This window comes from Streptomyces sp. NPDC088124 (assembly GCF_040685895.1).
Lineage (GTDB): Bacteria > Actinomycetota > Actinomycetes > Streptomycetales > Streptomycetaceae > Streptomyces.
On record NZ_JBFBJB010000012.1, the window covers coordinates 155,685 to 175,689 of the forward strand.

18 protein-coding genes are annotated in these 20,005 nt (G+C 70.6%); 8 read left to right on the top strand and 10 right to left on the bottom strand.

From position 1 onward, the window contains the following. Positions 1-15: 15 nt before the first annotated feature. The gene (locus AB0P17_RS12505) at positions 16-1,290 is read right to left on the bottom strand and encodes an MFS transporter (RefSeq protein ID WP_365810211.1); all 1,275 of its coding nucleotides are present in this window, start codon (positions 1,288-1,290) and stop codon (positions 16-18) included. 377 nt (positions 1,291-1,667) lie between these two features. Next, positions 1,668-2,114, bottom strand: coding sequence for a MarR family transcriptional regulator (locus AB0P17_RS12510; protein WP_365810155.1), 447 nt, complete (start codon positions 2,112-2,114; stop codon positions 1,668-1,670). A 150-nt stretch (positions 2,115-2,264) separates the two neighbouring features. Between AB0P17_RS12510 and AB0P17_RS12515 the strand changes: the two genes are divergently transcribed. After that, positions 2,265-2,447 (top strand): ribbon-helix-helix protein, CopG family, encoded by a 183-nt coding sequence (locus tag AB0P17_RS12515; RefSeq protein WP_365810157.1) that lies wholly within the window; start codon positions 2,265-2,267, stop codon positions 2,445-2,447. Between the two features lie 26 nt (positions 2,448-2,473). Here AB0P17_RS12515 and AB0P17_RS12520 read toward each other — a convergent pair whose 3' ends face one another. Beyond that, positions 2,474-3,928 carry an NCS2 family permease gene (locus tag AB0P17_RS12520; protein WP_365810158.1) on the bottom strand — a complete coding sequence of 485 codons (1,455 nt, stop codon included), beginning with the start codon at positions 3,926-3,928 and terminating at the stop codon, positions 2,474-2,476. A gap of 217 nt (positions 3,929-4,145) precedes the next feature. On the opposite strand from AB0P17_RS12520, the gene AB0P17_RS12525 reads away from it, so the two are divergent. Continuing rightward, positions 4,146-4,469 carry a DUF2530 domain-containing protein gene (locus tag AB0P17_RS12525; protein WP_365810160.1) on the top strand — a complete coding sequence of 108 codons (324 nt, stop codon included), beginning with the start codon at positions 4,146-4,148 and terminating at the stop codon, positions 4,467-4,469. A gap of 124 nt (positions 4,470-4,593) precedes the next feature. Beyond that, positions 4,594-7,185, top strand: a complete 2,592-nt coding sequence (locus AB0P17_RS12530) for an HAD-IC family P-type ATPase (protein ID WP_365810162.1) — start codon at positions 4,594-4,596, stop codon at positions 7,183-7,185. A 305-nt stretch (positions 7,186-7,490) separates the two neighbouring features. Here AB0P17_RS12530 and AB0P17_RS12535 read toward each other — a convergent pair whose 3' ends face one another. The 4 genes from AB0P17_RS12535 to AB0P17_RS12550 all read right to left on the bottom strand — a co-directional run bounded on the left by AB0P17_RS12535 (position 7,491) and on the right by AB0P17_RS12550 (position 13,939). After that, positions 7,491-8,396 (bottom strand): alpha/beta hydrolase, encoded by a 906-nt coding sequence (locus AB0P17_RS12535; protein ID WP_365810213.1) that lies wholly within the window; start codon positions 8,394-8,396, stop codon positions 7,491-7,493. A 211-nt stretch (positions 8,397-8,607) separates the two neighbouring features. Then, positions 8,608-9,483, bottom strand: coding sequence for a DUF5707 domain-containing protein (locus AB0P17_RS12540; protein WP_365810164.1), 876 nt, complete (start codon positions 9,481-9,483; stop codon positions 8,608-8,610). A gap of 239 nt (positions 9,484-9,722) precedes the next feature. Further along, a complete protein-coding gene (locus tag AB0P17_RS12545; protein WP_365810165.1) occupies positions 9,723-12,893 on the bottom strand; it encodes a molecular chaperone Hsp90 in 3,171 nt (1,056 codons plus the stop codon). A gap of 164 nt (positions 12,894-13,057) precedes the next feature. After that, positions 13,058-13,939 carry an AraC family transcriptional regulator gene (locus AB0P17_RS12550; protein ID WP_365810167.1) on the bottom strand — a complete coding sequence of 294 codons (882 nt, stop codon included), beginning with the start codon at positions 13,937-13,939 and terminating at the stop codon, positions 13,058-13,060. 68 nt (positions 13,940-14,007) lie between these two features. Here AB0P17_RS12550 and AB0P17_RS12555 point away from each other — a divergent pair, with 68 nt between their 5' ends. Next, complete coding sequence (locus AB0P17_RS12555; RefSeq protein WP_365810168.1) at positions 14,008-14,469, top strand: DUF2000 domain-containing protein; 462 nt, start codon at positions 14,008-14,010, stop codon at positions 14,467-14,469. 158 nt (positions 14,470-14,627) lie between these two features. Here the strand turns inward: AB0P17_RS12555 and AB0P17_RS12560 are convergent, their stop codons facing one another. From AB0P17_RS12560 to AB0P17_RS12570, 3 genes are all read right to left on the bottom strand, one after another. After that, positions 14,628-15,101 (bottom strand): carboxymuconolactone decarboxylase family protein, encoded by a 474-nt coding sequence (locus tag AB0P17_RS12560; protein WP_365810170.1) that lies wholly within the window; start codon positions 15,099-15,101, stop codon positions 14,628-14,630. Positions 15,102-15,202: 101 nt separating this feature from the next. Further along, entirely contained in the window at positions 15,203-15,625 is a 423-nt protein-coding gene (locus tag AB0P17_RS12565) for a hypothetical protein (RefSeq protein ID WP_365810172.1), read from the bottom strand. A 568-nt stretch (positions 15,626-16,193) separates the two neighbouring features. After that, complete coding sequence (locus AB0P17_RS12570; RefSeq protein ID WP_365810215.1) at positions 16,194-16,625, bottom strand: ATP-binding protein; 432 nt, start codon at positions 16,623-16,625, stop codon at positions 16,194-16,196. A gap of 302 nt (positions 16,626-16,927) precedes the next feature. On the opposite strand from AB0P17_RS12570, the gene AB0P17_RS12575 reads away from it, so the two are divergent. The 4 genes from AB0P17_RS12575 (at position 16,928) to AB0P17_RS12590 (ending at position 19,856) form a co-directional block, all read left to right on the top strand. Beyond that, positions 16,928-18,292, top strand: coding sequence for a hypothetical protein (locus tag AB0P17_RS12575; protein ID WP_365810174.1), 1,365 nt, complete (start codon positions 16,928-16,930; stop codon positions 18,290-18,292). 20 nt (positions 18,293-18,312) lie between these two features. After that, complete coding sequence (locus tag AB0P17_RS12580) at positions 18,313-18,870, top strand: GNAT family protein (RefSeq protein WP_365810217.1); 558 nt, start codon at positions 18,313-18,315, stop codon at positions 18,868-18,870. A 261-nt stretch (positions 18,871-19,131) separates the two neighbouring features. Continuing rightward, positions 19,132-19,632 (top strand): DUF2975 domain-containing protein, encoded by a 501-nt coding sequence (locus tag AB0P17_RS12585; RefSeq protein WP_365810175.1) that lies wholly within the window; start codon positions 19,132-19,134, stop codon positions 19,630-19,632. Beyond that, complete coding sequence (locus AB0P17_RS12590; protein ID WP_365810178.1) at positions 19,632-19,856, top strand: helix-turn-helix transcriptional regulator; 225 nt, start codon at positions 19,632-19,634, stop codon at positions 19,854-19,856. Before AB0P17_RS12585 ends, AB0P17_RS12590 begins: the two co-directional genes overlap by 1 nt. The last annotated feature ends 149 nt before the right edge of the window (positions 19,857-20,005 follow it).

The window sequence follows — 20,005 nt, forward strand, 5'->3', positions numbered from 1 at the left end:
GACCACCGTCGTCGCTCACGCGGCCGTCGCGAGCTGTTCGCGCTCCTTCTTCGGTACGAACTCCATGTGCGGCCGTCCGCCGCGCAGGTCGACCCGGAGCCGTACCCCGGCCACCCGGGTGAGGATCAGGCCGATCCCCGCGGCCGCGAGGAGGGAGACCACGCCGCCCGTGGCGAAGCCGACGCGGGCGCCGTACGTGTCGGTGACCCAGCCGAGGAGCGGGCCGCCTATGGGGGTGCCACCGACGAAGACCATCATGTAGAGGCTCAGAACGCGGCCTCTCATCTCCGGGTCCGCGGCCATCTGCACGCTCGTGTTGGCGCTGATGTTCGTCGTCATGCCGATCATGCCGATCGGCAGGAGCAGCAGCGAGAACAGCCAGACCGACGGCGAGAAGGAGACCGCGATCTCCAGCAGGCCGAAGGCCATCGCGGCCAGGATGAGCAGCCGGATCCGGCTGGAGCGGCGGCGGGCGGCGAGCAGGGCGCCGGCCAGGGAGCCCGCGGCCATCAGGATGTTGAAGAAGGCGTAGAGCCCGGCTCCGCCCTCGTAGACCTCGTGCGCGAACGCCGTCAGCCAGATCGGGAAGTTGAAGCCGAACGTGCCGATGAAGCCGATGAGGACGATCGGCCAGATCAGGTCGGGACGGCCGCGCACATAGCGGAGCCCTTCTCTGAGCTGACCCTTCGCGCGCGGTACGCGGACGGATCTGTGCAGCTCGTGCGGGCGCATCAGCAGCAGTCCGACGAACGGGGCCAGGAAGGAGAGGCCGTTCAGCATGAACGCCCAGCCACTGCCCACGGTGGTGATCAGCACACCGGCGACCGCGGGGCCGATCAGCCGGGCGGACTGGAAGTTGGCCGAGTTGAGGCTGACCGCGTTGCGCAGCCGGTCCGGGCCGACCATCTCGGAGACGAAGGACTGGCGGGTCGGGTTGTCGACGACCGTGACCATGCCGAGCAGGAACGCGAGCAGATAGACGTGCCAGACCTGGACATGTCCGGAGAGCGTCAGGACGGCGAGGGAGAGGCCGCACAGGCCGAGCGCGGCCTGGGTGAAGAGGAGGAGCAGCCGCTTCGGGTAGCGGTCGGCTATGACGCCGCCGTAGAGGCCGAAGAGCAGCATCGGCAGGAACTGGAGGGCCGTCGTGATGCCGACGGCGGCGGAGGAGCCGGTGAGGCTCAGGACCAGCCAGTCCTGGGTGACACGGGACATCCACGTACCGATGTTGGAGACGACGGCGCCCGTCGCGAACAAGCGGTAGTTGCGGATCTTCAGCGAGGAGAACATGCCGCCGGTGGCCGGCTCCTTCTCGACGGAGTCGGCATCCGCGGAGTCGGCGGCCGTGGGGACGGTGCCCACGGAGTCGGCGACCGTGGGGACGGTGCCCGCGGGGTCAGTACCTGCGGGGACGATACCTGCGGGGTCGGCGCCTATGGAGTCGGTGCCTATGGAGTCGGTGCGGCCGGCGCCGTCGGTACGACCGATGTCGTCGGTACGACCGATGTCGTCGGTACGGCGGGTGCCGTTCGTACAGCCCGTGGAGTCGGGGTCGTCCGCTTCAGGGGTGAAGCGGGTGGTGCTGTCGTGGGCGGATTTCGGTGCGGGGGCGGAGTCTGCTCCGGATCCCGTACTCAATGGGGGTTCGCCTCCTTACGGCGCGCGGTCTACAAATGGGCGAGCTTCTCCAGCACGGGAGCGGCAGCGCGCAGCTTCGCCCACTCGTCCTCGTCCAGGCCCTCGGCGAGGGTCGCCAGCCAGACGTTGCGTTTGCGGCGGCTCTCTTCGAGCATCGCCTCGGCCCGCTCGGTCTGGCTGACCACCTTCTGCCGGCGGTCGTCGGGATGCGGCTCAAGCCTGACGAGACCTTTCGCCTCCAGCAGCGCCACGATGCGGGTCATCGACGGCGGCTGAACGTGTTCCTTACGGGCCAGCTCGCCCGGGGTGGCCGAGCCGCAGCGGGCGAGGGTGCCCAGGACCGACATCTCGGTCGGGGACAGCGACTCGTCCACACGTTGGTGCTTCAGACGCCGGCCCAGCCGCATGACGGCTGAGCGGAGGGCGTTCACGGCGGCGTCGTTCTCGTTCTCGTCACCGTGGGGCAGGTCAGGCATGTATTTAGGGTAACTCATTACCCAAGCTAAATACCACTTGCGTGCACACCTCTTCCCCACCTCTCCACCCAGCGGCTACATCACTCGTATGAGTGAGACTGGCACGGAAAGTGACTCGCCGCAGCGCGCGTTCCCCCGACCCTGGTGCGCATGGGATCGACAGTGCTCAGCCTGCGCATAGACGGAGAGCTGCTCGAACGGCTCCGTCACCATGCCGCCAAACGGGGAATGAGCGTCCAGGACTATGTGACCCGGACGCTCATTCGTGACGACTTCGACGAGCGCTTCAAAGCGGCCGTCGACGAGACGGAGCGGTTCTACGGCGTGCAGTAGCCGGCCCGCGCCAGGCCCGGGCCGGCTCAGGTCAGGCCCAGCGCCGGCATCGCGTAGTAGAAGACGAAGACCGCCGAGACGGCGTACAGCGCCGCCGGCACCTCGCGGCCCCGCCCGGTCGCCAGGCGCAGCACGCTGAAGGTGATGAACCCGATGCCGATGCCGTTGGTGATCGAGTACGTGAACGGCATCATCACCATGGCCAGGAAGGCGGGGGCGCCGATGGTGAAGTCGCCCCAGTCGATGTCCCGTACGGAACCGGCCAGGATCAGGAAGCCCACCGCGATCAGCGCGGGCGTCGCCGCCTGGGACGGGACCATCGTCGCCAGCGGGGTGAGGAACAGCGCCATCGTGAAGAGCACACCCGTCACGACCGAGGCCAGCCCCGTCCTGGCGCCCTCCCCGACGCCCGCGGTGGACTCCACGTAACAGGTGTTGGCCGAGGCCGAGCCGGCGCCGCCCGCGGCGACCGCGATGCCGTCGACGAAGAGGACCCGGTTGATCCCGGGGAGGTTGCCGTCCTTGTCCATCAGCTTGGCCTCGTCGCCGACGCCCAGGATCGTGCCCATCGCGTCGAAGAAGCACGAGAGCAGCACGGTGAAGACGAACAGCACCCCGGTGAGGATGCCGACCTTCTCGAAGCCGCCGAAGAGGCTGACGTTCCCGATCAGTCCGAAGTCCGGCGTCGCGACCGGGTTGCCCGGCCACTTCGGGACGGTGAGGCCCCAGCTCGGCACTTTGGTGACCGCGTTGACGATCATCGCGAGCACCGTCATCGCGACGATGGAGATCAGGATCGCGCCCGGCACCTTGCGGATGATCAGCGTGAGGGTGAGCAGCACGCCGAGGGCGAAGACCAGGACCGGCCAGCCGTGCAGATGCCCGTTCGAGCCGAGCTGGAGCGGCACGGTGGTCTGCGCGATGTCCGGGATCCGGGAGACGAATCCGGAGTCGACCAGTCCGATCAGCATGATGAAGAGGCCGATACCGATCGCGATGCCCTTGCGCAGCCCCAGCGGTACGGCGCTCATCACGCGCTCGCGCAGGCCGGTGGCGACGAGCAGCATCACCAGCAGACCCGCGAGCACGACCATGCCCATCGCGTCCGGCCAGCTCATCCGGGGCGCGAGTTGCAGCGCGACCACGGTGTTGACGCCGAGGCCGGCGGCGAGGGCGATCGGCACATTGCCGATGACACCCATCAGGAGCGTGGAGAAGGCCGCGGTCACGACGGTCGCGGTGACGAGCTGGCCGTTGTCGAGCTGGTGCCCGTACATGTCCTTCGCGCTGCCGAGGATGATCGGGTTCAGCACGATGATGTAGGCCATCGCGAAGAAGGTGGCGAAGCCGCCCCGTATCTCACGACCGACCGTGGAGCCACGCTCCGAGATCTTGAAGAACCCGTCGAGCCCGCCGGACGACTGCCCGGGAGTCGGCGGCTGGGCGTCGGAACCGGCCGGAGCGGTGGCCGAGGAAGGCATGCGGAACCTCAGACGTCATACGGGGAAGGGGGCCCCGGACTGGAATGGTGGCGGACGGGAGTGGTGGCGGAACTCGATCAGACTTGTATGTTCATTGGATTTCTATTGGATGTTCAAACGAACAAAACAAGACATCAAGAAACCGTTTCAGTATGAACAGATCAAGTGAAGATCGCTATCTCCGCGCGTAGACCCCCGTCCCGCCTACACTGACCCCATGACCGGTTCTACGCCCCAGCGCGCCGCGCCCGAGCCTTTGGAGGGGCCGGTCGTCGGCACCGTCACGGGTGGCACGATCATCTGGTTCGTCCTCTTCCTCGTCCAGCTTCCCTTCTACGGCTGGTACAGCGACCACGGGCACGCCTGGTGGATCTGGACCTGCCTCGCCGGCGCCGGGCTCGGGCTCATCGGGATCTGGTACGTACGGGGCCGCGACGCGGCGCTCAAGCGCGCGGCGGCGACCGCCGAAGCGGCGAAGGGGAGGGACGGGTCCGGGAGGGACGGCTCCGGGGCCGAGACCTCCGGCGCCGACGGGACCTGAGCCCCTACCGTCCCCAGCCGGCCGTACTGCCCAGGGACGATTCCGCGCCCGAACCGTCGTCCCGGGGTCGGATCTTCGCCCTCGCCGGCGGGTGAACGGGCCCTGGTCACCGTACGGTCGGAACATGACGCAGCGGGCGAAGATCAACACCGACGGACCGGAGCCCCCCGGCCCGGAGCCGCACGGCCGCGGATCTCATGGCCCGGCCCCCGCCGGTCCCGGCTCCCCCGCCGGCCCCGCCATCGACGCGGGCGCCGAGCTGGACCCCGTACACCCCATGAAGCCGCCCCGGCCCCGGCCCGCCGGCCGGGGCACCGGGCTGACCGCCGCCGAGGTGGCGGCGCACGTGGCGCGCGGGGAGGTCAACGACGTACCCGTCCGCAGCAGCCGGTCCACCACCGAGATCATCCGCGCCAACGTCTTCACCCGGTTCAACGCGATCATCGGCGTGCTCTGGGTGATCATGTTCTTCGTCGCGCCGATCCAGGACACGCTGTTCGGCTTCGTGATCATCGCCAACACCGGTATCGGCATCATCCAGGAGCTGCGCGCCAAGAAGACCCTCGACGGCCTCGCGGTCATCGGGGAGGCCAGACCCACCGTCCGGCGGGACGGCGTCCCCGCCGAGATCTCCACCTCCGAGATCGTCCTCGGGGACCTCATCGAGCTGGGCCCCGGCGACAAGGTCGTGGTCGACGGCGTGGTGGCCGAGGCCGAGGGCCTCGAAATCGACGAGTCGCTGCTCACCGGCGAGGCGGACCCGGTGCTGAAACGTCCCGGCGACCCCGTGATGTCCGGCAGCTTCGTGGTGGTCGGCGGGGGCGCCTTCCAGGCGACGAAGGTGGGGCGCGACGCCTACGCCGCGCAGCTCGCCGAGGAGGCGTCCCGCTTCACGCTGGTCGACTCCGAACTCCGCAACGGCATCAGCACCATCCTCAAGTACGTGACCTGGATGATGATCCCGACCGCGATCGGGCTCATCCTCAGCCAGCTCGTCGTCAAGCAGAACGACTTCAAGAACTCCATCGCCAGAACCGTCGGCGGAATCGTCCCGATGATCCCCGAAGGCCTGGTGCTGCTGACCTCCGTCGCCTTCGCGATCGGGGTCATCCGGCTCGGCCGGCTCAAGGTCCTCGTCCAGGAACTGCCCGCCATCGAGGGACTGGCGCGGGTCGACGTCGTCTGTCTCGACAAGACGGGCACCCTCACCGAGGGCGGCATGGACGTCAGCGAACTGCGCCCGCTCGGGGGCGCGGACCCGGCGTACGTACGAAAGGTGCTCGGCGCGATCGGCGAGTCCGACCCGCGCCCCAACGCCAGCCTCCAGGCCATCATCGACGCCTACCAGGGCGAGCGCGGACAGTGGCCGGTGACGGCGGCGCTGCCCTTCTCGTCCGTACGGAAGTACAGCGGCGCCGCGTTCGACGAGAACGGCGCCGCCGGAACCGGGAACGGCGACGGTGCCTCCCGCTGGCTGCTCGGCGCGCCCGACGTACTGCTGCCCACGGGCGATCCGGCCCTCGCCGAGGTCGACCACCTCAACCGGCAGGGCCTGCGCGTCCTGCTGCTCGCCCGCGCCGGTACGGGCGACGGCCGCACCGGCGGCCATGCGCTCGACTCCCCCGAAGCCGCGTCCGGCGCCGAGGCGACCGCCCTCGTCGTCCTGGAACAGCGGCTGCGGCCGGACGCCGCCGAGACCCTCGCGTACTTCGCCGACCAGGACGTCTCCGCCAAGGTCATCTCGGGCGACAACGCGGTCTCGGTCGGCGCGGTGGCCGGAAAACTCGGCCTGGCGGGCGCCGAGCAGACCGTCGACGCCCGGCACCTCCCCGCCGAGCGGGAGCCGATGGCCGACGCCCTCGTCGCCGGGGCGGTCTTCGGCCGGGTCACCCCGCAGCAGAAGCGCGAGATGGTCGGCGCGCTCCAGTCGCGCGGGCACACGGTCGCGATGACCGGGGACGGCGTCAACGACGTCCTGGCGCTGAAGGACGCGGACATCGGCGTCTCGATGGGCTCGGGCTCGGAGGCGACCCGGGCCGTCGCCCAGATCGTGCTGCTGAACAACAGCTTCGCGACGCTGCCGTCGGTGGTGGCGGAGGGCCGCCGGGTCATCGGCAACATCACCCGGGTGGCGACGCTCTTCCTCACGAAGACCGTCTACTCGGTGCTGCTGGCGATCCTGGTGGCGTGTTTCCAGGTCGAGTACCCGTTCCTGCCGCGCCATCTCACGCTGCTCTCGACACTGACGATCGGTATCCCGGCCTTCTTCCTGGCGCTGGCCCCGAACAAGGAGCGCGCCCAGCCGAACTTCGTGCGCCGGGTGATGCGGTACGCCGTGCCCTCCGGCATCATCGCGGCCCTCGCCACGTTCACCACGTATCTGCTGGCCCGGCACGTCTACACCGGTCCCGACTCGCTCGGCGCGGAGACGAGCGCGGCGACGCTCACGCTCTTCCTGGTCTCCATGTGGGTGCTGGCGATCGTGGCGCGCCCGTACACGTGGTGGCGGATCTGCCTCGTGGTGTCGATGGGGGCGGCGTTCCTGGTGGTGCTGGCCGTACCGGCACTTCAGCACTTCTTCGCGCTGAAGCTGGTGGGTACGGCGGTGCCGTGGGCCGCGGTGGGGATCGCGGTGGTGGCGTCGGTGGCGCTGGAGCTGTGCTGGCATTGGGTCGGGCGCAGGTTCCCGGCGCAGGCCCCGCTCTCCGGCGGCTAGTGCCGCGACCGGCAATGTTTGCCCCGAAGGAGCGTCGTCCAGGGCGTGCGATCGCAAGGCGGCCGGAAGTCCTTGTAGCGGAGCTACCAGGGCTTTTGGCCAACGCGGCGAGCGTGCGTGCTGGGCGGCGCGACGGGGCAAAGCTTGCCGGGAGGGGCACTAGGACCTGCCGGTCGCACTCGGCCGACACCTGGCACGCACGCGCGACGCGTCGGCCGCCGAGCCCGGGCAGCTCCGCCGTCCGGGCTCGGCGGTCGCCCTGAGACGGTCACCCGTCAGGTTGCCGCCTGTCCGGCTGTCGTCTGTCAGGCGGTGGCCTGCGAGGCAACCTGCTTGACGGCGTCGACGGCGGCCTTGGGGTCCTCAAGATAGATGTAGTGGCCGCTCTTCTCGGCGGTGCTCAGCTCGCTGTTGTCGGACAGCCCCAGCCACGCCTTCTGGCCCTTGGTCCAGTCCTCTTCGAGGCCCGGTCCGTACTCGGGAACCTCCGCGAGGTACTGCACCCCGTGCTGGATCACCCGTACCGGGATGTCACCCGCGGAGCGGACCTCCCCGTCGGTGAAGACGAGCTGTTCCGGGTTCTCCCCCGCGAACACCGCGAGGGTCTGGGCGCGCAGCTCGCCGGCCGGGCCGGTGGCGGACTCGGGGATCCGCTCGGTGAGGTCACCGACAGCGGTGGGGGACGTGCTGTCCAGCAGGACCAGGCCCTTGACCCGGTCCTGGTGGTCGGGGGCGTACCGGCCGGCGATCAACCCACCCATGGAGTGCCCGGCCAGGACGGCCGGCCCGTCCCCGGCGACCCGGTCGAGCACCCCGGTCACGATCTTCCCGATGTCGTCGTAGTCCTGGGGGCCGGCCGGCTTGTCGCTGGCGCCCGCGCCGAGCCGGTCGTACGAGCAGACCCGGCCGTCGGCGCTCAGCGTCTTCTGGAAGCCGGCCATTTTCGTCAGGTCGTCGCCCCCGCCGTGCAGCAGGACGACGACGGGCCGGTCACCGGCCTGGCTGCCGGTGCAGGAGACGTTCACCGAGTGCTGCCCGACCTTGATCTTCTCGGTCCCGGTGAGCGGGGCCGCGCCGGTCCCGGAGGCACTGGAGGACGATCCCGCGTCCGGTTTCGCGTCCGTCGTCGGATCCTCGCAGCCAACAAGCCCCACACCCGCCACGGCGAAACAGAGCGTCAGCGCGGCGGATGTCCTGGTCTTCTTGCGGATCACGGCTTCCTCCAACGGGGTTACTGGCCGTCACGTTCGACGACGTGACAAACACTAGAAACGCCCGCCGCGGTGATCCATGCGTCTGTGCCCCCTGTACTCAGGGAGGTTGGCAACACTGTCCGTGCGTGGCGGTGGATGCACCTGGAGGCAGTGGCCGAGGGGCCCGGCTGGTTGCCGGACCCCTCATGTCGCAGGGACTACTTCCCGACTACTTCACGGCGACGTAGTCCCCGGTGGCGTTGACCGCCGGGGTCGAGGCCGTACCGGCGAAGCTCCAGCGCCAGTAGCCGGAGGCCGTGGTCTTGGTCGTGGTGGTCTTCAGCGTGCCGGTGCCGGAGGTCTTGACCGTCTTGACGTCCGTGTAGGTCTTGCTGTCCTTCTTACGGAACTGGAGCTTCACCGTCTGGGTGGCGTAGCCCTTGTAGGTGCTGGTCTCCCAGTTGGCGCGTGACAGCTTGCCGGTGACCGTGAGGGTCTTGCCCTTCTTCACGGGCTCCGGGGAGGCGTTGACGGTCAGCTTGGAGAGCCTCTGGAAGCGGATCTTGGTGTACTTGTCGTTGTGTGCGTCCATCCCGTCCTTGGCCAGCACGGCGGCGCCCACGTTCCAGTACGTGGCGTCGGTGTTGATCAGCATCCAGGGGTCGACCGTGACGGTCAGTGTGCAGGTCGACGTGGTGGCGTTGGCCGCCTTGCACGTGGCGTTGTCCTCGTTCTGACCGAAGCCGAAGGTGTCCTCGTCGTCGAGGCTCTTGCCGATCCAGAGGAGCGTGCCGGCGTCGGCGATGCCCGAGGGGTGGGTCGCGGTGATCGCGACCGTGACCTTCTTGGTGGCGGTGGTACCGACGACGATCGGCTTGCCGCCGTTCACCACGGTCTTGGTGATGACCGGGGCCGCGGCGGCCTTCGCCGCGGCCGTGAGCCCCTTGGCCTTCGGCGCGTCGGCGGCACCGCGCTGGGCCGCGAAGCCGTACTCCGGGGCGGACGGGCGGTCGCCGCCGGGCTGCGCGGCCTGGGAGGCCGGCACGGCGAGAGCGGACAGGGCCAGGGCGCCGGAGACAGCGGCGACAGTGGCACGAATACGCATGCGTTCCCCAAGTGGAGAAGGGGCCCCGCGGTGCGTCGTCCGTACGGCGGGGCCCATCTGGTCTGTGAGCCTGGTGACTCGACAGACCAGACCGGGCACGGACGTGAATAGTTGTACGGAATCATGACTTTTTTGCGAAGATCGAAAAATCGGCCGATTCACCGGCCTGGGCACCGATTGCCCGCCCCGGCCCCCGGCCCCCGCCCACGCCCCCGGCCCGATGACCGGTCGCCTCCCGCTCAGTCGAACCAGCGGTCCCGGGCCAGTTCCTCGGTCCGCGACAGGTCCTCCAGCAGCGCCGCCACCTCGAAGCGCCGCGGCCACTGCCCCGCCGCCCACGCGAGCCCCGCCGCCACGCCCTCCAGCGTCGCCGCGTGCAGCACCCCGTCCGGGGTACGGCGCCAGTCCAGTTCTGCGCCGCCCACGACCAGTTCCTCGTGCTCGACGTACGTGGCGGGCGTGGCCGGGCCGAGCAGGGCGCGGACCGCGTCGGGGACGTCGTGCTCCTCGCCGCCGGCCGCCGCCTCGCCGGTCACCTCCGCGACGACGGTCTCGCCGAGCCGCCGCACCTGGAGCAGCTCCGCCAGGTCGGCGGCGCGGGCCGGCGCGACCGGCAGCAGCGGCAGCCCGCCCGCCAGGGGCAGCAGGTCGGGGGCGTCCGCGATCACCGCGTCCGCCGCGTCGACCACCCGCACCTCGCCGTCGACCACGGCGCGCAGTTCGTCCGGCAGGGTCACCTGGTCCGGGTCGAGGTCGGCCAACGCGGTGTAGAGCGCGTGCAGTTGTCCGGCGCCGACCTCGCGCTCCGGGTCCGCGAGCCGGCCCAGCAGCTCGGCCGCGCCGCCGGGCTCGTCCAGCAGCGCGGCGACGGAGGTCCGTACGCCGAGGGCGCGCAGCACCTGCGCGTCGTCGAAGCCGGTCGCGTCCACCGCGTCGTACAACCCGGCGAGCAGCGGGTCCCCGGCCGCGGAGCGCAGCCCCGCGGGGCGCCGCCCGTCGAGCACGGGGTGGTCGCGCAGCCACCACGCGGTGTACGAACGCACGCTCTCCGTGGTCCCGTCGGGCAGCAGGATCCGTACGGACTGGGTGAGCGCGTCGCGCAGCGGCGGCCGGGCGAGCAGCGCCAGCGCCTGCGGCCACGCCTCGTCGTCCACCAGGTCCAGGTCGCGTACGGCCACGATCTCCGTGGCGACCGGCGGCACCGGCGTGTCGGGCAGCCGGTCCAGAACGTCCTCGCACCAGACGTCGACGGCGTCGAGCAGCCCCGCGTCATCGGGCTCCGCGAAGTCACCCTCCCTGGGCTCCAGTTCATCGGGGTCGAGGACGACGTCCGTGGCGCGTACGAGGGCGAAGTCAGCCAGGACGCCGCAGGCGGCGAGGGGCTGCTCGCCCCAGCGTTCCGCCAACTCTGCATCACAGTAGGCAAGTTCATCGGCGCGGAGGACGGAGGCGAACGGGCTGCCCGGCAGCACGAGTTCACCGGCCGGAGCCAGCTCACCGTCCTCGTCCGTCAGCGCGAGGGCACCCAGCCAGGGTTCCTCGCCCGCCTCAAGCCCCGCGTCCCGTACGAGGGCCAGCACCAGCTCGGCCAGTTCCTCGGCGTCCGGGGTGGTGGCGTCCTCGTCCCACACCTCGCCCGCGTCGAGCGACGCGGCGACCGCCGCCCGCACCTGAGGTGTCGTCAGAACGGCGCGGGGCGTGGCCGGGAGCGCCCCCAGCTTCTCCAGCAGGGGGTGCGCGGCCTCGGGGTGGGCGACCTTCAGTCCCAGCCGCGCGAGGTCGGCGGACCCGGCTCCCTCCTCGGCTCCCTCCTCGACGGGCAGCGGGAGCAGCACCTGGCGCGGCCCGATCGTCGTACGACCGTTCGCCAGCGGCACCGGCAGCCCGGAGAGCCGGTCGGCGTCCACCCCCGCGAGGGATTCGTACAGCCGGTACCACCAGGCGGGCGGCCGTTCGACGCCCGCGATGCGCTCGATGGCATCGCCGAGGGGCAGCCGGCCGACGCCGAGCGTACGCAGCTCCGTGCGGCGTTCGAGCCCCGCGGGCAGCAGGGTGGGCAGCACCTCGGCGAGCACCCGTACGGTGTCCGCGCCCGCGCCCTCCACGACCTCCGCCTCGAAGGGCCGCAACGCGGTCGGCCCCTCCTCCTGCTCGTCCCCCGGGGCCGCGGGTGCCGCCGGGGTGAGGAAGGCGATGCGCGGCAGCCGCGCCAGGATCGCGGCGCGCAGGCTCCCGTCCAGCTCCCCCTTGCCGAGCGGGCCGGGTACGAGGTCGAGCAGGCCGGTGGAGTTGGGCTGCCACCCGGCGAGCAGTTCGGCGTACGCGTCGGCGGCGCGCGCGACGAGGAAGTCGGTGAGCGGTCCCGGCGCGGGGTGGCGCCGGGTGGTGTCCAGCGGCAGCGTGGCGATCAACAGGGCGGGTACGCCCAGGGGTTCGTCAGTGGGGGTCGGGGCATGCACGACCGGCGCGGTACGCGGCCGGGCCGGGGCGCCCTCGGCGTCCACGGGCACGGCCCAGGTGACGGCCCAGTGCGGACGCAGCCGCTCCTCCACGGGCCGCCCTTCGAGGAGGGCGGCCTCGGTGGCGCCATGGTGGCTGACCACCCTCCAGCGGCGCGCCTCACCGCCGGAGCCCGCGCTGTCGTGCACGACGACGTACGACGCGTCCTGCGTACGGCGCAACACCCGTTCCCCGTCGGGGGTTTCGACGGCGACCTCGGCGAGTCCCGGGAGGGTCAGCAGCAGTGCGTCGTCGATCCCGGCGAGGAGCCGCGCCGCGAGATCGGCCGCGGCGGCGTCGCGCAGCGGCAGGATGACGACGGTGTCGTAACCGTCGGGTGCCGTGCCCTCGGCGGGCAGCGGCAGCCGCAGCAGCGGTACGTGGCCGTCGCGGCGCCGCAGTTCGTCCCCGAGGCCGGGGCTGGCCTGCGCGGTGACCCCGGCCAGCTCGCGGGCCTCGGCGAGGGACCAGCGGACACCGCCGTGCCGGCCGATGACGGCGGGCTCGTCGGTGACGGCGAGCACGGCGGCGAAGCCGACGCCGAACCGCCCCACCGCGCTCTCGTGCCCCTCGCGCTTGGCGGAGGCGCGCAGGGTGGACAGGGACTCGACGCCGGTCGCGTCGAGCGGTGCGCCGGTGTTGGCGGCCACCAGCACGGCGGGCCCGTCGGCGGTCGCGGGCCGCAGGGTCAGCCGCAGCCGGCCCTCGACCCCTGCGCGCGCGGCGGCGTCGGCGGCGTTCTGGGCCAGCTCGACGACGAGCCGGTCCCGGTAGCCGCCGAGGGCGAGGTCCTCCTCGGCGTTGGCATCCTCACGGAACCGCGCGGGGCCGGCCCCCCACGCGTCCAGCACCCCACGCCGCAGCCGCGCCGTCCCGAACGGGTCGGCCCCCTCGGTCGTCCTGACGCTCACGCTGTGACTCCGCTCTGTTCTGGTCGAGTACGGCGCTCTGTCTGTCTCCGCGTACGGGCACAGAACGTACCGCGCGGAGCGCCCCGGCGGGGGTGCGGGGCGCGTCCTGACAGCGGGGCGCCCCTTCCTCCCGCCCCTCTCCCGCCTCTCTCCCGTCTTCCGCCTCAGGCGGGTGCGGCGGCGGCCCGTCCGAAGACACCCGGGGTCACACCGAACGACCGGACGAACCACCGGTGGAAGTGTGCCTGGTCGGCGAAGCCGGAGAGCGCGGCGGCGTCGGCCGCCGAGCTGCCCGCCGCGAGGAGGGCGCGGGCCTTGCGCAGCCGGAGGAGGCGCTGGTAGTCGCTGGGCGGCATCCCGTAGGCGCCGCGGAAGGCCCGGTAGAGGGCGAACCGGCTGCACCCGGCCGCGTCCGCGAGGTCCTGCGCGGTCAGCTCACGCTCGTACGCCTCGTCCAGCAGCGCCCGCACCCGGCGGGCCGCGACGGTCTGCCCGCCGCCGGACAGCTCGCGGGGCACGGCGGAACCCGTACGCGAGGACGCGTTGCGGCGCACCATCGCCGTCACGGCGGCGGTCAGCCGCTCCTCCCGTACGAGCGGATCGGCGCCGCCGACGAGCGCGGGGTGGAGGCGGCGCAGCGCGCGGGCGAGCACGGGGTCGTCGACGACGGGCCGGTCGAAGAGCGGCATGCGGGCGCGGCCCCCGGTGATGTCGTCGAGCACCTCCCGGACGACCTCGGGCCCGATGTGCATGATCCGGTACGTGAAACCCAGCTCCTCGGCGGCCTCGCCGTCGTGCGGGTCGTCCGGGTTGAACGCCATGATCATCCCGGTGCTGCTGGTGTGCCCGCCACCCCGGCAGCGGAAGCGCTGGGCGCCGGACTCGGTGACGGCGAAGGAGTACGCGTCGTGGCTGTGGAGGTGGAAGACATGGCGGACGAAGTGGGCGTGCATGGCCTCCAGGGGCCGGTGCGGGTCACGCCAGTAGCGGGCCCAGTCGCCGTCCCCTTCGCCCCGGCCGGGGTGGTGCGGATCCTTCCCGTTCATACGCCCAGTCTGCCGCGCCGCACGAGCGTTCAAGACGGCGTCCCACCCACCGGACAAGACTCGCCGGCATGACAACGAGCACGCCCGCCCCCTCCCCCGGCGCCCCTACCGCCGCCCCGTTCCGTTTCGACACCAAGATCGCCCTCATCGTCCGCGAGGACCTCGCCGTATGGCAGAAGCTGAACGTGACGGCCTTCCTGGCCAGCGGCATCGCCCACGCCCGCGACGACATCATGGGCAAGCGGTACGAGGACGCCTCCGGCAACGACTACCTCCCGCTGCTCCGCGAACCGGTCCTCTGCTTCGGCGCGGACGCCCCCGCCCTGACGCGCAGCCACGCCCGCGCCCTCTCCCGCGCGGTCCCCACGGCCCTCTACACGGCGGAGATGTTCGCCACGGGCAACGACGAGGACAACCGGGCGGCGGTCCGCGCGATCCCGGCGGAGGCGCTGGACCTGGTGGGCCTGGCGGTCCACGGCCCGCGCAACGTGATCGACAAGATCGTCAGGGGCCTGAAGCTGCACGGCTGACGCCTGTGCGGCGCGTCGCGACGCCCGGGGAGCGTGTACCGCCGGTGGGGGTGGCGCACCGATCGGCGCCCCACCCCCACCGCCCCCGTTTTCCCCGTTTCCCGGGTCCCCCGTTCCCCCAGTTCCCCCCGTTTCCCCGGGTCCCCCGGTTCCCTCGGCTACCCGTGCTGGCCGGGCACGTAGTCGCCGGCGGGCTGCTGGGTGATCACATTCAGCCGGTTGAAGGCGTTGATGAAGGCGATGTCCCACACCAGCGCGACGAGCTGGTCCTCGTCGTAGTACTTCGCCGCGTTCGCCCACACCTCGTCGGAGACGCCACCGGCCGCGTCGGCGATCCGGGTGCCCTCCTCGGCCAGCTCCAGGGCGGCGCGCTCGGCATCGGTGAAGACCGTGGCCTCCCGCCAGGCCGCGACCAGGTTGAGCCGCACCGAGCTCTCCCCGGCGTGCGCGGCCTCCTTGGTGTGCATGTCGACGCAGCCGGCGCAGCCGTTGATCTGGCTGGCCCGCAGCCGCACCAGTTCCCGCGTCGCGCTCGGCAGCTCCGAGTCCGCGAATGCCTTGCTGGCGGTGACGAGGTGCTTGACGGCCTTGCCCGAGGCCGGACTGGCGAGGGGGTTCAAGCGGGCGTTCATGACGCACTCCTTGGTCGTCGCTGTGCTGACACCCTTTGGACACCGGAGCGCGGCGGAATGTGACATCCGGGAGTGTGACGGACACGAATGTGACGGGCGTCTCACCGCTCGCCGCGGTGCCGCCGCGCGGGGCAGGGGTGGCCGGGGTGCCGGGGGTGGGGGTCGCAGGCGACGAGGCTGAGGGAGAGGAAGCGTTGGCCGGTGGTCCACCAGCCGCCGGTGAGGTCTTCGCGGGCGGTGAGGCGCCGGGTGATCTCGTCCGGGGCGGGTGCAGGGGCGTAGCTGCCGGTGAGGATGGGTGTGTGCTGCCGGATCCGGTCGGTGTACCAGTGGGCCGCTTCGGCGGGGTGGGTGAAGGTGGCCCGGATGTGGGCGTGTGACTTGAGGAGCCAGTGGGCGGGTTCGAGAGGCATGACGGGGGCGGTGGGGAATTCGGGGTGGCCGGGGCGGCGGTGGGCGTCGCCGGGCCGGACGAGGATGGTGCCGTGGCCGTGCCAGAGGTAGGCGTGGTGGTGCGGTGCCACATCTCTCCTTGAGGGTGGGCCGCCCCGTCCCGGTCCAGAACGGGGCGGCCGTTTCGCGGGGTTCGGGCCCGGGTTACTGGCGTCCGTAGCCGTCGCCGTCGCCGCAGCCGCCGGAGGGGTTGTCCTCGCCGCCGTCCCCGTCGCCGCTGTCGTCCTCTCCCCCGAGCTTGACCGGGTCGTGGGGGTGTCGCATGGTTGGCCTCCTGTGCCGTTGGGTGCAGTTGCCGGGCCCGGGGTCGTATGCCGGGCCCTGTCCCGTTCCGGCCGGCTGTTCCTTCGCCGGGAGTACCGGCCGGAACGGGAGTCCAAAGGGGTGTTGGGGTACGACCGGGCGCGGCCGGCGCGCAGGGGCGCGGGCGGGGCCTGGACGGATCGGTGAACCGGGGTGGGGGCCTACCGCCCGAAGTGGTCGCCGACACCGGTCAGGACGAACACGGCCAGCGCGGCGAGCGCGAGGATGAGGGCCGACGGGGAACGGTGGGGCGCGCGTCCCACTACCGGCCTCGTACGCCGGTGGCGCCCGCGAGCGCTCTTCCGGCGAAGCCCGGTCGGCCACCGGATGGCCCGGTCACCGGGCCACCTCGGCCCACACGGCCTTCCCGAACGGCCGCTCGGCCACGCCCCAGCGCTCCGCCAGTGCCTCGACGATGATCAGCCCCCTGCCCCGGTCCCGCTCCTGGGACGCGCCCCGGAACCGAGGCCGCCGCCGCACCGGATCCCGCACCTCGACCCGCACGCACGCGTCCGTGACCGCCAGCACGACCAGCACGGAGTCGCCGGGCTCGGTCCCGTACCGCACGGCGTTCGTCACCAACTCCGAGACCACGAGCTGGAGATCGTCCACGTGCCGCTCGCCCGTATCCGGCACATGGAACGCCACGAACTCGCGCACGTAGGCACGGGCCGCCCGGACCGACTCCGGAGCGCCGACGAGCAAGAGCTGCGGCGGGGGTCCGACCGGAGGGCGATGTGCAACCTTTTCGAACCGCTTCGGGAGCATGGTCACCATGCAAATCCCCTCGTAGATCTGGGTCCTGTCCATCACCGCCACCTGCGTGGTCACTTTGCGTATCATGTTGAGCACACGAAGTGGCGATGGCTCCGATCGTGGCAACCCGGCAGGCGCAGCTCTACCGACAGATCCACGTCATTGCCGCGCGAGCAGACAGCGGATTGACCACACCGCGGACAGAGTGACGACAGATCTCCGACAGAGTCACCAAAAAGCCAATAGGCAGACCTGTTTGCGGGCAGCCCGGGAGTAGCGTCGCCACATCACGCTGGACTGCAGAGGGGGACTCCATGGCCACTCTTCTCCGATCCCTGATCGACGAAATGGGCTGGAAGGACTACCGGACCTTCATTGATCAATACCAGCGGGCGGCACAGCGGCTGGCGGAAAAGGTTCGAGATCCCTCTCTCGCCACGCACACGGTTTCGGACAGAACCTTCGAGCGCTGGTATTCGGGACGAGTGACACCTCAGAACGAGGCGCGTCGAATCCTGGCCCACCTCTTCGTGAGACCGATTCATGAACTCCTCTCGGAAGCTCCCGCGAAGGCTCCCGCCCCCGTGGCGGACAAGAACTTCGGCGAGTTCAACGTACCGAACACTCACGTCGGCGCCGCCCCTGGCGCGGAGCGTGACGGGATGGGAAGGCAGGCAGTAGTGGCCGCACGGCGCGCTATCGAATTCGCCATGGGGACGCAGAAGAAGGATGCAGGCCGGGACACCTTGGACTATCTACAAGGGGAAGTACGCCGTATCGCGGAGATCCATCTGCGCGTGCCCGTCGGAGCGGTGTTGGACGACTTGGTATATGTCCAGGACCTGACGTTCCGCCTGCTGGAAAGTGGGCAAGTCAAGCCCTCGCAGGCCCGCGATCTGTATCTCTTGGCTGCCATGCAGTCCGGCATGCTGGCCAAAGCTTGCCATGATCTCGGCGATCCGCAGTCGGCCATGATGCAGGCACGTACCGCCTCTGTATGCGCCGAACAGGCGGAGCACCAGCCCATGAAGGCCTGGGTGCGAGGGCTCCAATCCGCCATCTCGTACTGGGCGAAACGTCCTGGGGACGCCTTCCACTACGCGCGTCAAGGAATTGAGATCAGCACCAACCTCTGCGGCAGCGTCACCGTGTGGCTGGCTGCCCAGGAAGCTCGGGCCGCTGGCTTGCTCGGCGACGCCGGAACTGTTCAGGCAGCAACCCGCCGTGCCGACGAGCTACGACAGCATGTCCAGCAGGACGACTTGGACGCTCTGGGAGGGAACTTCTTCTTCCCGGAGGGCAGACAGACTTTCTTCGACGTTGAGGCGAACGTCTTGCTTGGGGACAGCGATGCAAGTCTGGTCAGGCGTGCGGAACAGGCGGTGCGAAAGCTGAGCAACACCAACGACCCTCATTGGGCCTTCGCCGCAGAGGCTGGCTGCCAGTCCAATCTGGCTCTCGCTCGTCTCTACGCGGGAGACCTTGAAGGCGCGGCCGAAGCTGTCCGCCCTGTACTCGACCTCTCACCCGCCCACCGAAATGCAGGCATCATCGATTCCGTCCAACGCGTGTGGTCCTCGCTCCACAAGGGTCCGTCGCATGACGCGGTCACAGCACGAGAACTCCGTGAGGAGATCTCAGCATTCAGCCGCAACCGTCCACGTCCCCTTCCACGCTGACGACAGTGAGGACTCCGAGCATGTATCCGGTGGCACGTCATGACGCCCGCCTCGCCCTCCGTGAACTCACCGCCGAGGACATCGATGCCGTGGCCACGATCTACGGCAGCGCCGAGGTCACTCAGCACCTCAGCTTCACCCCCCGCTCACGCGACGAAGTCGATGGCATCGTTGCCCGGTCCATGGCATCCGCGACCATGTCGCCACGCGACGAATACGCCCTCGCCCTCGCTGAGCGAGACAGCAGTGAGCTGATCGGATTCGTTCGCCTGGCTCTCGATCCCCACCAGCAACGCGCAGCCACGATCGGAGGCGCCCTGCGCACCGACGCCTGGGGGGTCGGGTACGGCAAGGAAGCCGTACGGCTACTGCTCGAGCTGGCATTCACCGACCTCGACCTCCACCGCGTATGGGCGGCGCGCTCCCCCCACAACATGGCGGCGGCGAGAACCCTCCTGGCCGCAGGCATGACGGAAGAAGGCCGCATCCGTGGGCACGTCCACGTACGCGGCGCCTGGCGGGACTCCATCACCTACGGAATCCTCCGCGAGGAATGGCCGGGCACAGATACGCCGTGACGGGCTCGCCGGGTTCGCTCCGGAACCGGGCTCGATCGGGCCCGGCGGAGCCGGAGCCTCGCCGGGGGCGGGTCGGCCACGCCCCGGGAGCCGCCGAGTCACCCGGCCGGGACCGGCGGCGTACGGGCCACCCCCGAGGAGGACGAGACCGCGAACGAACGGGCCGTACCCGTACGCCCGTACCTCCGCTCCACGGGAAACGCGGTACACGACGACCCAGGATCGATTGACTTTCGATAGATAGCTATCGATAATCGATGCATGAATCGGTTCTTCATCGGCATGCTCCGGGTCGGCATCGCGTCGGCGATACTCTTCGGCCTCTTCGGCCAGATCGTGGTCGTCCCGACGACGGCGGCCGACGAGGTCGACCGCTTCCCGCCCTACGAGCCGTTCGCCGCGCCGTACGTGACGGTGGCCGTCCTCGGCATCGCCTGCGTCCAGATCGCGCTCGTCGCCACGTGGATGCTGCTCGACATGGTCAGCCGGGACGCGATCTTCACGCCGAGGGCCTTCCGCTGGGTCGACGTCATCATCGGCTCCTCGGTCGTGGCGACGCTGCTGGCGCTCGGGGTCACCGGGCATCTGGCCGTGGCCGACATCCCCTCGCCCTACGACGACACCATGCAGGCCATCGGCGCCCTGGGCGCGGCGGTCGTCTGCGTCGGCGCCGGGGCGGCGTTCGCGATGCTCGTCGTCGTCATGCGGGGTCTGCTGCGCAAGGCGACGGATCTGCAGACCGAGATCGCCGAGGTGGTGTGATGGCGATCATCATCGACCTGGATCTGCTGCTCACCCAACGAGGCCTGTCGGTCGGCGAGTTCGCCGCCGCCGTCGGTATCACGCCCGCGAACATCGCCGTGTTGAAGAACGGCCGCGCCAAGGCCGTGCGGTTCACGACGCTCGACGCGATCTGCCGCACCCTCGGCTGCCAGCCCGGCGATGTGCTGCGCTGGGTGCCCGACGACGAGACGCCCGCGCACTGACCGAGGGCTCGCCACAAACTTCGAACGCCGAGTGAGTTGGATCACAGTCTCGCTGAAGTGGCAAAGGGCTGAACGCACTTGGGGTAGCGCAGCCCCGTTTCCGCGCAGAGCGGGAAGGTGCGCACCTGGGCGTCCATGTATGTTCCGGG